The organism is Candidatus Phyllobacterium onerii (assembly GCF_028331445.1).
GTDB classification, from domain to species: Bacteria; Pseudomonadota; Alphaproteobacteria; order Rhizobiales; family Rhizobiaceae; genus Phyllobacterium; species Phyllobacterium onerii.
Genome location: NZ_JAQMHX010000005.1, coordinates 363,590 through 376,887, shown reverse-complemented (window position 1 = coordinate 376,887; position 13,298 = coordinate 363,590). Strand labels below are relative to the sequence as shown.

Here is a 13,298-nt window from a genome sequence, read left to right as displayed (position 1 = left end):
ATTCCACGCAAAGGATCGCCGATGCTCACGCGTAAACAACATGAACTTCTGCTCTTCATTCACGAGCGTTTGAAGGAGACAGGCATCCCACCTTCGTTCGACGAGATGAAGGATGCATTGGATCTTGCGTCGAAATCCGGCATCCACCGGTTGATCACTGCCCTCGAAGAGCGCGGCTTCATTCGTCGGCTTGCAAACCGTGCGAGAGCGCTGGAGGTTTTGCGTCTGCCGGACTCCATCGCTCCCGGCCTCAACGCCCAACGGAAATTCTCGCCGAGTGTCATCGAGGGAAGCCTTGGCCGAAATGTCGCCCCCGCCCGGCCACAAGCGCGTTCGTCCGACGATATAAGCGCGTCGACGGTCGTCAGCATCCCGGTCATGGGCCGCATCGCCGCTGGTGTGCCGATTTCCGCAATCCAGAACCAGACCCATATGATCGGCCTGCCCCCGGACATGATTGGGAGCGGCGAACACTACGCGCTTGAAGTCAAAGGCGATTCGATGATCGAGGCTGGGATTTTCGACGGCGATACGGTCGTGATCAAGCGCGGTGATACTGCCAATCCGGGCGAGATCGTTGTCGCACTGGTCGACGACGAAGAGGCAACGCTCAAGCGCTTTCGCCGTAAGGGAGCGTCGATTGCCCTCGAAGCAGCGAATCCAGCTTATGAGACGCGGATTTTCGGCCCGGATCGCGTTCAGGTTCAAGGAAAGCTTGTCGGTCTGATACGGCGATACTAGCAGCCCGGCTTTTCGCAGCCTGATGCCTCACCGCTATCGGCATTCACACGCTTACGGGATTTGTAGTCCTCGATATTGTGCGCGGCACGCGAATACATTCGGTAGGCGTTCCAAGGCCGGACCGGTGGTCCTACAGCATAATTGATGGTGACGGACTGAAGACGCCGCACGCGCGAAGCGTTTGCCTCGGCGAGGATTACCTCTGGTGAACCATTTTCGCTATTTGTGAAGGGTAGCCGAACAAGTTCTCCTGATTTCAAAGTTATCTCTGCGGTACCATGCAGCGCGAGATCGCGCTTGGTAAGTACGACTATGTTCGGGTCCTCGCAAGTCGTGGTTCCGGCCGAGTACGCCAGAATAACGATATCGCCCTCGTCGCAGGCAGACGACCTCTGTGCAGCTTCGTCCGTATAGGCGATTATCAATCCGCCCGGCTCGCGTGCGGTACACACTTTTTCAAAACACTCAAACTGCATTTCTTTGGAAAATGCACCGGCCTTCAACGGCTTTGCCACCTCGTTTATTCCATAGCCCTGCTGCCAATTGTTAAGAGTGAATGCACTGCCGGATGTTCGATTGACCGCTAGATTGCCATCATCAGTGCGCAATGCGACCAGTTTTCCGTCCTCTGAAACAATGATCTGCGGCTCCTGCGCTCGCATCATCAGCAAGGCCGCGCCTAACAATAACGGTATGCCGCACAGCCGAAGACGCGTTGACAGGAACAGCAACATCACAAGACCAATGCTCATGAGAATCAAGGTGCCTTGCGGCATAAGGCCGAGATTGCCGCTGGGAGAGCGCGCAGCGACCATTTTTGCAAGAGCGATGACGACCTCGATGCCCTGTCCCATGACCGTAAACGGTAGCCAATCAAGATCGAATGGCATGGCTAGCAAACCGAGCACTGCGAACGGCATAACAGCAACTGAAATGACCGGCAGCGCGAGAGCGTTACCGATAAGGCCGAATGGTGCCGTATTGTTGAAATGATAAGCCGCAAAAATTGAGCTCGCAGTCCCGGCTACCACGGATGTCATGGCAATCGCGCCGATATGGTTCACGGCCTTTATCGGCAGCGCCAAAAGCAAATGGCTGGACGCACCTTTCCGGAAGGCCAGCCTTCCCTGACGCCGGGACCACCAGCTATAAAATGCAATCAAGGCGGCAGTCGCCGAATACGACATCTGAAAGCTTGGCCCAAGGATTTCGTGCGGTGAGATCGCCGCGGTGATCAACGCCGCAATAGCGAGATTGCGCATCGATATCGCCGCCCGGTCAACAGTCACGGCCAGGAGCATTACAGCGAGCATGACGAAGCTGCGCTGGGCCGCGACGTCGGAGCCCGACAGCAGCAAATAGAATGCGGAGCCCACCAAGGCGATCGCCGCCGAGAGTTTCTTCACGGGAAACCGCGCAGAAAATCCGGGGAAGAACGCCATGATCGCGCGTAGCGAGCCGATGATCGTTGCCGCTACCAGTGCCATGTGGAAGCCGGAGATTGACAGGATATGCGAAAGTCCGCTCAAGCGAAAAGCGCTGTTGGTGTCATCGCTGATGCCATCGCGCTGGCCGGTGATCAACGACGCAGCGATGTCACCCGGTTCGCCTCTGATGTTATGCAAGATGCGCTGGGTGAGTTGCTGTCTGATATTTGCAATCACCAGCAAGATTGAAGCAACTGGTCCTGTGTCCGAAGCCACAGGCACTGTTTCGAGCTTTCCCAGCACAAATCCACTGGCACCGACACCTCTGTAGTAATTATAGAAGGCGAAATCATAATTACCCGGCCGCATCGGGCCCGACTGCGGTCGCAGGTGAACGAGACCTTTGAGACCATCGCCAACCTTGAGATTGCGGGGGACTGATCTCGCCGAGACAGTAACGCGGTCCGGGCCGTATTTTAATGCCGGTCGCGCTGTCGAAATCACATCCATGGTGAGACGCCATCCACCCTTGGCATCTCGCGACATGGCTTTGACACGGCCCGTCATCCGCGTCGTGACTTCCGAGCCGAGCATTCGGGTCCCGGCCCGGATCGTTTCGACTTTGCCAAAGAACATACCGGCCACCAGGGCGATCGCGAATAGAAGAACAAGCCGCAACATGGGCCGTGCCTGCGCCAAGGCATGGCAACCGACGAGGAAGGTTATCCCTGAAAGAATGGCACTGAGTCTCGGTTCGACAGCCGCGTTAAAATAAAAAATCGCACCGATACCCGCAAAGACAGGTAAGAACAGAAACAGCGTACCGCGATCGACCTCGCAGTTGAATGCCTTGGGAATTGCGAGACGCACAGACTGAAGTTGCGTTCGCGCAGAATTGCAAAGTCCACGTAGCCTCGCAGGCCAGTTTTCCTTTTCAACGACTAAATCAATGGTCCGCGTTTGAGTCGCGATTTCATAGCCGCCGCTGTCGGGACGGAGAAAAAACTGCTGTTCTCTGGTCTTTGTTCTGGTGGCAGGACCTTCCATTTGCTTTCCGGTTCTGCCAGTGCCCTTGCACAGCAGCGGTGCTATGCTACATGAACGCCAGATCAATTCGATTGGACGTTCGGCTAATACGCCGGGCATCTGCTGGAGAACTTATGTCATCTTCCGTTGTCACCCGTTTCGCACCTTCCCCGACCGGTTATTTGCATATCGGCGGCGCCCGCACCGCTCTGTTCAATTGGCTTTATGCCAAGCATACCGGCGGCAAGATGCTACTACGCATTGAAGACACAGATCGAGAACGCTCTTCGGAAGCAGCCGTAACCGCCATTCTCGACGGCTTGAAATGGCTGGGTCTTGATTGGGATGGCGATGCCGTGTCGCAATATGAGCGCGCGCCACGTCACCGCGAAGTTGCACAGGAGCTCGTCACCAGGGGTAAGGCCTATTATTGCTATGCTTCACAGGCCGAGCTTGAGGAAATGCGCGAGAAAGCACGCTCTGAAGGCCGCCCACCACGTTATGACGGGCGCTGGAGGGATCGCGATCCCAAGGAAGCACCGGAAGGTATCAAGCCGGTCATCCGCATCAAGGCGCCACAGACGGGTGAAACACTCGTCCGCGACCAGGTTCAGGGCGATGTTCGGTTCCCAAACAAGGATCTCGACGATTTCATTATCCTGCGCTCCGACGGCAATCCGACCTATATGCACGCGGTCGTAGTCGATGATCATGACATGGGCGTCACCCATATCATCCGTGGCGACGATCATTTGACCAATGCCGCGCGACAGACGGTTATCTACGATGCGATGGGCTGGGATGTGCCGGTCATGGGTCACATTCCCCTCATTCATGGCGCAGACGGCGCAAAATTGTCGAAGCGGCATGGTGCGCTTGGGGTGGAGGCTTATCGCGCCATGGGTTATCTGCCGGCGGCGCTGCGCAATTATCTCGTTCGTCTCGGCTGGAGCCACGGCGACGATGAGATTATGTCCGATCAACAGATGATCCAGTGGTTTGAAATCTCGGATATCAACCGGGGCGCATCGCGCTTCGATTTCCAGAAGCTCGAGGCGATCAACGGCCACTACATGCGCATCTCGGACGATGCGGACCTCGTCAAAGCCCTGATCGATATACTACCGGAGATCGAGGGTGGCCCGGAGATGCTATCGCGCTTGGATGACAACGTGAAAAAGCAATTGCTTGCCGCGATGCCGGGTCTGAAGGAGCGCGCGAAGACATTGGTCGAGCTCGCAGATAGCGCAAAGTATCTTTTCGCGAAGCGGCCGCTTGCACTTGATGAAAAAGCGTACGCCTTGCTTAACGAGGAGGGCCGGAGCATTCTTTCCGGCGTACTTCCGGACCTTACTGCGGTTGATGAATGGAGCGCTGAGCCGCTCGATGCTGCAGTGCGGGCTTACGCGGAAAAAACGGGGCTGAAACTCGGTAAAATCGCGCAACCCTTGCGCGCAGCTTTGACTGGAAGAGCAACGTCTCCGGGTGTTTTCGATGTATTGGCAGTCTTGGGAAGGGAAGAATCCCTTGGGCGCATAGAGGATCAGGCAAAAGGGCAATAGCACGCAAATTTGAGAGCATTTTTGCATTGCAACATCGTACCTTTCGAGTACGGTGTCGTGCCTGACAAGATAAGATTATGGCCTCATTCGAGGTAGATGCTTTTGCGCTGGATCAGCGCAAGTCGAAGCAAGAAAGGAACGGCAATGTCTGAAAACAGCGTCAACATCGACCTGAATGGTCACGAATTCTCCTTGCCAATCAAAAAGGGGACCATTGGACCGGATGTCGTGGACATTGGGACATTATACAAGAACACCGGCGCCTTCACGTATGATCCGGGGTTCACATCCACCGCTGCTTGCGAGTCGCAGATCACCTATATCGATGGCGATGAAGGTATCCTGCTGCATCGGGGTTACCCGATCGAACAGCTGGCCGAACACGGCGATTTTCTTGAAGCCTGCTATCTATTGCTCTACGGCGAATTGCCGACAAAGAGCCAGAAGGCGGACTTTGACTTCCGCGTCACCCGGCACACTATGGTGCACGAGCAGATGTCGCGCTTTTTCAGTGGTTTCCGCCGCGATGCGCATCCAATGGCCGTCATGGTCGGTTGCGTCGGCGCTCTGTCCGCGTTTTATCACGACTCGACAGACATTTCCGATCCGCATCAGCGCATGGTCGCTTCGATCCGTATGATCGCGAAAATCCCGACCCTCGCCGCGATGGCTTATAAATATCATATCGGCCAGCCTTTCGTTTACCCGAAGAACAATCTCGATTTCGCGACGAACTTCCTTCACATGTGCTTCGCTGTTCCCTGTGAGGACTATGTGCCAAATCCGGTTCTTGCACGTGCAATGGATCGTATTTTCATCCTGCACGCCGATCACGAGCAGAACGCATCGACGTCCACCGTTCGCCTGGCCGGTTCGTCGGGCGCTAATCCCTTCGCTTGCATCGCTGCGGGCATTGCCTGCCTCTGGGGTCCGGCTCATGGCGGCGCCAATGAAGCAGCGCTGCAGATGCTTGGGGAAATCGGCACCATGGATCGCATTCCCGAGTTCATCAATCGCGCCAAGGACAAGAACGATCCGTTCCGCCTGATGGGCTTTGGTCATCGCGTCTACAAGAATTACGATCCGCGCGCGAAGATCATGCAGCAGACGACGCGCGAAGTGCTCGCCGAACTCGGCATCAAGGACGACCCGCTGCTCGACGTTGCCATGGAACTTGAGCGTATTGCGCTAACCGATGAATACTTCATCGAAAAGAAGCTTTATCCAAACGTCGACTTTTATTCCGGTATCACATTGAAGGCGCTTGGCTTCCCCACCACCATGTTTACCGTGCTGTTCGCTGTTGCGCGCACCGTCGGCTGGATTGCCCAGTGGAAAGAGATGATTGAAGATCCGCACCAGAAGATTGGCCGCCCGCGCCAGCTTTACACAGGTGCGACGCCGCGCGATTATGTGAGTGTCGAAGATCGCAAATAGTCACCATCATATGGTCAAGAAAGGCGCCCATCCGGCGCCTTTTTTATTGGTCATTTGTGTGAAGCAAATTCCAGCACTTTTTCTGCGGCAATCTCCCCGGCGGGACGCTCAGTCTGCATTAGCTTCGCAACCTTGTCGAAACTTTCAAGCTGCGCGCTGCGCCGGTGGCCCGGGACCAACAATTGCTCGATTTGACGGGCAATAGGGCCGGGTCGGACAAAAATATTGAAATATTCCGGAACAACCGGCTCATCTGCGATGATATTTGGAAGCGCCGCACTCCATACCTTGATCCTTGGCGCAATAAATGTCCGCGCCAGCCAGTCCGGCTTATACGAAAGGACTGTGGGAATACGCGCCAGCGCCAGTTCCAGCGAAACCGTTCCGGATGCCGCAAGCGCAGCGTCGGCCTCAGCGAAGGCTTTCAATCTCTCCGCTTCACCCACAACGATGCGAGGCTTCACTGTCCAGCTTGCAGTCAATTGCCGGACAAGTGGCTCGACCTTCGGCAGCGTCGGCAGAACGACGTTGATGCGATTGCCGCGGTTTGCCAAAAGATCGATGGTCTCGCCAAATGGTTCGGCGAGACTGATGATTTCGGAGCGGCGCGAACCCGGCAGCACAACAAGGTTCTTCTCAGCCCGGTCCCCCAGGCTAGCGTCGCGCGCGCGGTTTTGTTTTGCGGCTTCCAGCAACGGCGCATGCGATACCAGCCTGTGCCCGACATAGGTCGCAGGCGGGCCATCCAGATCCTTCAGGGCTTGCACCTCAAACGGCAGGATCGCCAGCACATGATCGATATAGGCGCGCATTGCCTTGGCGCGTTCCGGCCTCCAGGCCCACACCGAAGGGCTGATGTAGTTGATGATCGGGATCGAAGGATCAGCCGCCCTCACCTTGCGCGCGACGCGATGGGTAAAATCGGGACTGTCGATGATCACGAGACAATCTGGCTTCGCTGCGACGATTGCCTTCGAAAGCTGGGAGATCCGGTGCAGGAGTTGCGGCAGTTTTTGAATAATGGCACTCAGGCCGACGAGTGCGATTTCATGCTGGTCGAACAAACTGTCGAGTCCGAGTGCGGCAAGATGCTCGCCGCCGACACCTGTGAGCGTCACCTCGCCTGCATATTGCCGGCGCAGCGATTCCACTAGATCGGCGCCCAGCAAATCCCCGGACTCTTCCCCCGTGACAATGGCAAGGCGCAGGGGTTTCGGCGCGGCGGTCATCAGGAGGGTTCCTGTTCGAAGGTCTCGATGAATAGTCCGGCTTTGTCGGCCGCGGCGATAGTTTCGCCGTAGCCGAGAATCAGTGTGCGACGCGCCTCGATGGCAATACCCTTTAGCCCCGCCTTGACGGCATTCTCGACGGTGCTGACCCCGATGGCCGGCAGGTCAGCACGCACTTCCTGTTGCGGCTTGGCGCATTTGACCAGAACGCCGCCCTTGCGGTTGATACGCTTGGCATGCCGCAGATCCGCCACGCGTTGCAGCATGGCATCCGTGCCTTCGACACCTTCCAGCGCCACAACACGACGTCCGATGGCGATTGCTGCTTGGCCGATGTCGAGCGAGCCGATCATGATTGCAGCCTGCCGCGCCGCATTCATATTGGCGACGCTTTCTTGGTCAGCGCGCTTGCGCGTCAGCGTGCCTGGAACTGGCGCAAGGATGTCTGGAACGATCTCGTGGGCGCCGAGAACGCGAAAACCATAGGATTCGATTGTCGCGATGACGGCGCGCAACAGGCCGTCATCGCCCAGCCGGAACGCCCGCAGGAAACGATAAAGCGCAACCAGATTGCCGTTTCCCGGTCGAAGTGCAGCACGGAACTCTGGCCTGTGACGAATGCCGCCCGCGAGGACGACATTCGAAATGCCCTCGGCCCTCAGGATCTTCACAAGGCCGCCGAGTTCGACAATCGAAATCTCGGCGTGCTCACCCTCGTAGAGCTCAGGTTCCGCCTCGCCTTTGATCGCAACAATCAGGGGATTGCCGCCAAGCTTACGCAAACTTTCGGCGACGGCGACTGGAAGCTGGCCATTGCCGGCGACAATGGCGGTCCGTCCCGCTATGGGCGGCTGCAAAGCTGTCGATGGCGGTGTTTTAGCTGTTGTCGTCACTGTCACTGATCTCGATTGCGGAATCGAGTGGCGGCGTGCAATAGGCGCGCTTGGTATCAGTGGTAATGAAATCGACCAGATCGGCTACGGCGGGCGAATCCGGGAATGCCACGCGCACATCATCGGCGCGGCTCTTGATCGATTTCGTGCGGTCGAACAACATGCGGACGGCATGCCGCAGATTGTGGATTTCCGGACGCGCCATCCCCGATCGCTTCATCCCGATGATATTCAACCCGCCGAGATAGGCGTGGTTGCCGATAGCCATACCATAGGGAACGAGATCGCTTGCCAAGGCAGCAAGACCGCCAATGAAGGCATGATGCCCGACACGTACGAACTGATGAATACCCGCACCTCCGCCGATAATGACATTGTTGCCGATGGTGACGTGCCCGCCGATCATCACATTGTTGGAGAAGGTGACATTGTCGCCAATCACGCAGTCATGCGCGACATGCGAATAAGCCAGGAACATGCAATTGTCGCCGATCGTGGTAATGCCACGGCTGCCATCCGTACCGCGATGCATGGTCACGCCTTCTCGGATCACGCAGTTCTTGCCGATGATGAGTGTCGTATAGCCGCCCTTGTGCTTGGTATTTTGCGGGTCACCCCCAAGAACAGCATTGGGATAGACCTTGGAACCACTCCCAAGCGTTGTCGGCCCCATGATGACGACGTGGCTGATAAGTTCGACGTCATCGCCAATGACGGCTTCAGATCCGATGTGGCAAAATGGTCCGACAGATACCCTGTCTCCGATTTTTGCGCCCTGCTCGATAATAGACGACTGATGAATGCGAGACATAAAAAGGTTCAGACTCCAGACTCGTCTTCATCGGGAAAGCCGACCATGGCAGCAACTTCCGCTTCGGCAACCTTCACGCCGTCGACTTCGGCTATGCAGGCATACTTGTGGATGCTGCCGCGCTGCTTCAGCTTCGTCACCCGCAGCTTCAGTTGGTCGCCAGGAACGACTGGCTTGCGGAATTTGGCGTTATCGATGGTCATGAAGAAGACCTTGCCCGGCTTGCCGCTGCCATTGTGAAAGAGCACGATCGCGCCGGCAGTCTGAGCCATGGCCTCGATGATCAAAACACCCGGCATGATCGGTAGTTCGGGAAAATGACCGGCAAAATGCGGCTCGTTGATGCTGACATTCTTGATGCCGGTGGCCGACACGTCACGGTCGATATCGACGATGCGATCGATCAGCAGAAATGGATAACGATGTGGCAGATTCGCCAGAAGTTTCTGGATGTCCGCAACTCCGAGGCTCTCCGCTTTCACATTATCACTCATCTGAACCGCTCTCCTTCTTGGTTCGCGTCATCGCACGCACGCTCGCGATTTCGCGGAACCACTGCTTGAACGGCTGAGCAGGCGCGCCAGCCCACCTCTCACCGTCCGGTATATCGTTCATCACGCCGCTCGCCGCGGCGATCTCGACGCGTGAACCGATGTTGACATGATCCTTGATCCCGACGCTTCCACCGAGCATCGTCATGTCACCAAGGACCACACTGCCCGAAATGCCACATTGCGCAGCAATAACGCAATGCCGCCCTATACGCACATTATGGGCGATTTGCACGAGATTATCGATTTTCGTGCCTTCACCGATAGTCGTGTCAGCCAGAGCACCACGATCGACCGTTGTATTGGCACCGATCTCGACATTGTCCTGAATAATAACGCGACCGAGTTGCGGCATCTTGTCGAGCCCCGCTCTGCCAGGCACATACCCAAAACCATCCTGGCCAATTCTTACACCCGGATGCAGCAAGACGCGATTACCCAAAAATGCGTACTGAACCGAGCAACTCGGAGCGATATAGCAATCGCGACCAATCTTGCACCCATTGCCGATGACGACATTGGCAGCAATCACGGTGCCGGAACCGATGGAAACGTTGCTGCCGATGATGGCGCCCGGCTCAATCGTAACGTCAGTTTCGATCTCTGCAGACGGATGGACAATCGCGTGGGTCGATATACCGGTTTGCCCGCTCCACAAATGCGCATTGACGGCATTGGGATAGAGCGCGCGGCCAATGGCAGCAAAATCCTGCTGCGGATGACGGGTTACGATGATGGCGACGTTCTTGGGAACGCTTGCCTTTATTTCGTCGGTACACAGTACGCCGGCAGCCTTGAGGTTACCGAGATCCAGGGCGTGTTTCTTGTTTTCGATAAATACGACCGCATCGGGACCTGAATCCGAGAGCGAAGCCAACCGCTTGACCGGCCGATTTGCCAATGAACTGTCCACGAGAACGCCATTGGTCAGACCTGCGATCTGACCAATTGTTACGTCCAACAGTGGCTCATAAAAGATAGGATCGGCCATCGGCTACTTTCTCCCCCGGGGAAACTTGCTCCCCCCGGGAGGTCAGCAATCTATCAGAACTTGCTCGACATGCCGAAGTTGAAATTCTGAACCTGATCGCCTTCAACCTTTTTGACCGGCACAGCATAATCAAAGCGCAGCGGACCGAATGGAGACGCCCACATGATACTGGCACCGACCGATGCACGCCATTCCATTTCGGTTGTGCCTGCAGCTTCTGAAAGGTCGTTTCCATACAGGGTGGCCGCATCAGCGAACAAAGCACCACGGATGCCTATGCTTTCTGGAATAACAGGCATCGGGAACTGCGTTTCCAGCGATCCGCTGAAGTAGGTCGTACCGCCGAGGAAGCTGCCGTCGTTATCATCCACCGACAAATCTCGTGGACCGATACCGGCATATTTGAAACCGCGGATCATTTCGCTGTTGTTCTTGAACAGGTCGAACACCCGCAGGTCTTCGTCGCCAAAGCCGGCGATATAACCCGCGCCAACACCGACCAAGCCGACAACGTCCAGCTCATCGGACAGTGTCTTGTAATACTGACCTTTGAACGTTGTCTTCAGGAAGTTGGCGTCGCCGCCGATACCCGCATATTCCTGATTGAACTTCGCGTAGATACCGTCATGCGGGTTCTTTGTATCGTCGATCGTATTATATGTCAGCGACCAGCTAACCGAAGACTTGATCCACGGGCTTTCCTCTGCAGCATCGATGAAAGCCTGAGAAATTTCGGTTGGATCCGGAATATTCGTGCCCGGGATCATCGCGTCATTGTCGATGTCATACTCTTCTTGCGTGAGGTTGTAAGCAACGCCAGCTGTCAGATCATCGGTGATCGGCAGACCGAAGCGAATGGTACCGCCGGTCAAATCCGTCTCGTACTTGTTGTTCACGCCTGACTGACGCTTGAAGATATCAAAGCCGGCTGCAATGCGCTGACCGAGGAAGTATGGCTCGGTGAACGACAGCGAATAGGAACGGTTGTTATCAAGACCGCCACCAGCGGCAATACGGACGTACTGGCCACGACCGAGGAAGTTGCGCTCGGTTATCGAGGCTTCAACCGTCGGTCCGGGGTTTTCACCACCGGTCGTATAACCGCCACCGATGGAGAATTCACCGGTCGATTTCTCGATGACGTCAACGACAAGCACAACCTGATCGGGCTGCGAACCGGGTGCCGTCGAGATGTTGACTGTCTGGAAGAACTGCAGGGCTTCGAGGCGGCGCTTGGCACGCTGGATCAAAACCTGATTGAAGGCATCGCCTTCACTGACATCGAATTCACGGCGGATGACGAAATCGCGGGTCTTCTCATTGCCGCGGATTTCAATGCGCTCGACATAGGCGCGTGGGCCCTGATCGATGGCATAGGTCACGGAAATCGTATGATTCTCGAAATTGCGGTCACCGCGCGGCTCAACCTTGGCAAACGCGTAGCCCTGACCGGCAACCTTCTCGGAAACCTTGATGATCGAGTCTTCGACTTCCTTGGCGTTGTAGGTATCGCCTTCCCGCGTCTTGACAAGGCCGTTCAACTGCGAGGTATCAACACCCTCGACCGAGCTTTCGATCTGAACGCCGCCGAACTTGTACTTCTCACCTTCTTCGACTGTGATGGTGATCGTGTAGTCGTTGGTCGCTGGATCGAGGTCAGCCGTGGAAGAGATCACACGGAAATCCGCGTAACCGCGATTGTAATAGAACCGGCGAAGCGCTTCCTCGTCTGCGCGAAGGCGATCTTCGCTGTAAACGTCGTTCCGTGTCAGCCAGGAAAGCGGAGTGGACTTTTTGGTCGAGATAACGTCGCTCAGGCGGCGATTGCCAAAGGCCTGATTGCCGACGAAATTGATCTTGGCAATCTTGGTGCGATCGCCTTCATTGATCTCGAACACGACGTTGACGCGTCCTTCGCCCAGATCCATCGTCCGGCCGGAGACCGTGGCATCGCTGCGGCCAACATTGCGGTAAGCAGCACGCACAGCCTCAACATCGGCATCAAGCGTCGCCTGGTCGAAAGCGGCGCGCGGCTTCAACTGCACGGCATTTTGCAGCGCAGGATCCTTGATCTTCTTGTTGCCTTGGAAAATGACCTGGTTGACGACCTGATGCTCATTGACCTGAACGATCAGTGTTCCACCTGACTGGCTGATGCGCACATCGCTGAACAGGCCGGTGCCGAACAGACGCTTGGTCGCCGCATCGATGTCTGCATTGGAAAAGGGCTTGCCGGGCGTAATCCCCAGATTGTCGCGAACCGTCTGGGCATCCACACGTGTGTTACCACGCACTTCAATGCGGCTTACTGTTGCTGCCTGTGCTACTGTTACGCCTGCCACCGTGGTTACGATTGCACCCGAACTCACAAGAGCCGCTGATATGGCGAGCGCTGACGCTGCACCAACAAATTTTGAACTTGCCGCCATAGGCCTTATGAACCTTCGTTTCTCGTTGTCCCCGGGCGAGACCCCGGAATAAGCACTTACTCGCACACCGTCATAGCCGGTTTTTACATACACGCAAGGCTTACGGTTAAAATCTGTTTACTTCACAAGAAAGCGTGGCATCCATGCCACGCCAATCGAAGCTTATAGTAAACAGATCATATCGATTGACCAGCCAGCGCC

At 56.2% G+C, this 13,298-nt stretch carries 10 protein-coding genes; 3 read left to right on the top strand and 7 right to left on the bottom strand.

Going from position 1 to position 13,298, the window contains the following annotated elements; translation table 11 throughout:
• The first annotated feature begins 21 nt into the window (after nucleotides 1-21).
• Nucleotides 22-741, top strand: coding sequence for a transcriptional repressor LexA (gene lexA / locus PHA01_RS14405; RefSeq protein ID WP_112529405.1), 720 nt, complete (start codon nucleotides 22-24; stop codon nucleotides 739-741).
• On the opposite strand, the gene PHA01_RS14400 is transcribed toward lexA, so the two are convergent.
• Entirely contained in the window at nucleotides 738-3,038 is a 2,301-nt protein-coding gene (locus PHA01_RS14400; RefSeq protein WP_271896541.1) for a ComEC/Rec2 family competence protein, read from the bottom strand. The two genes, lexA and PHA01_RS14400, sit on opposite strands and share 4 nt — an antisense overlap.
• Before the next feature lie 290 nt (nucleotides 3,039-3,328).
• Between PHA01_RS14400 and gltX the strand changes: the two genes are divergently transcribed.
• Together gltX and gltA are read left to right on the top strand one after the other, a co-directional pair.
• Nucleotides 3,329-4,756, top strand: coding sequence for a glutamate--tRNA ligase (gene gltX, locus PHA01_RS14395; RefSeq protein WP_271896539.1), 1,428 nt, complete (start codon nucleotides 3,329-3,331; stop codon nucleotides 4,754-4,756).
• Nucleotides 4,757-4,900: 144 nt separating this feature from the next.
• On the top strand, nucleotides 4,901-6,193 hold the full coding sequence (gene gltA / locus PHA01_RS14390; RefSeq protein ID WP_112529278.1) for a citrate synthase: 1,293 nt from the start codon (nucleotides 4,901-4,903) through the stop codon (nucleotides 6,191-6,193).
• A 50-nt stretch (nucleotides 6,194-6,243) separates the two neighbouring features.
• Here gltA and lpxB read toward each other — a convergent pair whose 3' ends face one another.
• From lpxB to bamA, 6 genes are read right to left on the bottom strand one after another with little or no spacing between them, the layout of a single operon-like run.
• Complete coding sequence (gene lpxB, locus PHA01_RS14385) at nucleotides 6,244-7,422, bottom strand: lipid-A-disaccharide synthase (protein WP_271896537.1); 1,179 nt, start codon at nucleotides 7,420-7,422, stop codon at nucleotides 6,244-6,246.
• Nucleotides 7,422-8,315: an LpxI family protein gene (locus PHA01_RS14380; protein ID WP_271896536.1), complete on the bottom strand. Its 894-nt coding sequence runs from the start codon at nucleotides 8,313-8,315 to the stop codon at nucleotides 7,422-7,424. Before PHA01_RS14380 ends, lpxB begins: the two co-directional genes overlap by 1 nt.
• A complete protein-coding gene (lpxA, locus tag PHA01_RS14375) occupies nucleotides 8,299-9,126 on the bottom strand; it encodes an acyl-ACP--UDP-N-acetylglucosamine O-acyltransferase (RefSeq protein WP_271896535.1) in 828 nt (275 codons plus the stop codon). The genes PHA01_RS14380 and lpxA overlap by 17 nt, the downstream gene beginning before the upstream one ends.
• An 8-nt stretch (nucleotides 9,127-9,134) precedes the next feature.
• On the bottom strand, nucleotides 9,135-9,620 hold the full coding sequence (gene fabZ, locus PHA01_RS14370; protein ID WP_271896534.1) for a 3-hydroxyacyl-ACP dehydratase FabZ: 486 nt from the start codon (nucleotides 9,618-9,620) through the stop codon (nucleotides 9,135-9,137).
• On the bottom strand, nucleotides 9,613-10,668 hold the full coding sequence (gene lpxD / locus PHA01_RS14365) for a UDP-3-O-(3-hydroxymyristoyl)glucosamine N-acyltransferase (RefSeq protein WP_271896533.1): 1,056 nt from the start codon (nucleotides 10,666-10,668) through the stop codon (nucleotides 9,613-9,615). The genes fabZ and lpxD overlap by 8 nt, the downstream gene beginning before the upstream one ends.
• Before the next feature lie 53 nt (nucleotides 10,669-10,721).
• Nucleotides 10,722-13,097, bottom strand: a complete 2,376-nt coding sequence (gene bamA, locus PHA01_RS14360) for an outer membrane protein assembly factor BamA (RefSeq protein WP_271896532.1) — start codon at nucleotides 13,095-13,097, stop codon at nucleotides 10,722-10,724.
• Between the last annotated feature and the right edge of the window lie 201 nt (nucleotides 13,098-13,298).

Coding starts and splice junctions, on each gene's coding strand:
- lexA (WP_112529405.1), top strand. CDS start 22: ATGCTCACGCGTAAACAACATGAACTTCTGCTCTTCATTCACGAGCGT.
- gltX (WP_271896539.1), top strand. CDS start 3,329: ATGTCATCTTCCGTTGTCACCCGTTTCGCACCTTCCCCGACCGGTTAT.
- gltA (WP_112529278.1), top strand. CDS start 4,901: ATGTCTGAAAACAGCGTCAACATCGACCTGAATGGTCACGAATTCTCC.
- lpxB (WP_271896537.1), bottom strand. CDS start 7,422: ATGACCGCCGCGCCGAAACCCCTGCGCCTTGCCATTGTCACGGGGGAA.
- lpxA (WP_271896535.1), bottom strand. CDS start 9,126: ATGTCTCGCATTCATCAGTCGTCTATTATCGAGCAGGGCGCAAAAATC.
- fabZ (WP_271896534.1), bottom strand. CDS start 9,620: ATGAGTGATAATGTGAAAGCGGAGAGCCTCGGAGTTGCGGACATCCAG.
- lpxD (WP_271896533.1), bottom strand. CDS start 10,668: ATGGCCGATCCTATCTTTTATGAGCCACTGTTGGACGTAACAATTGGT.
- bamA (WP_271896532.1), bottom strand. CDS start 13,097: ATGGCGGCAAGTTCAAAATTTGTTGGTGCAGCGTCAGCGCTCGCCATA.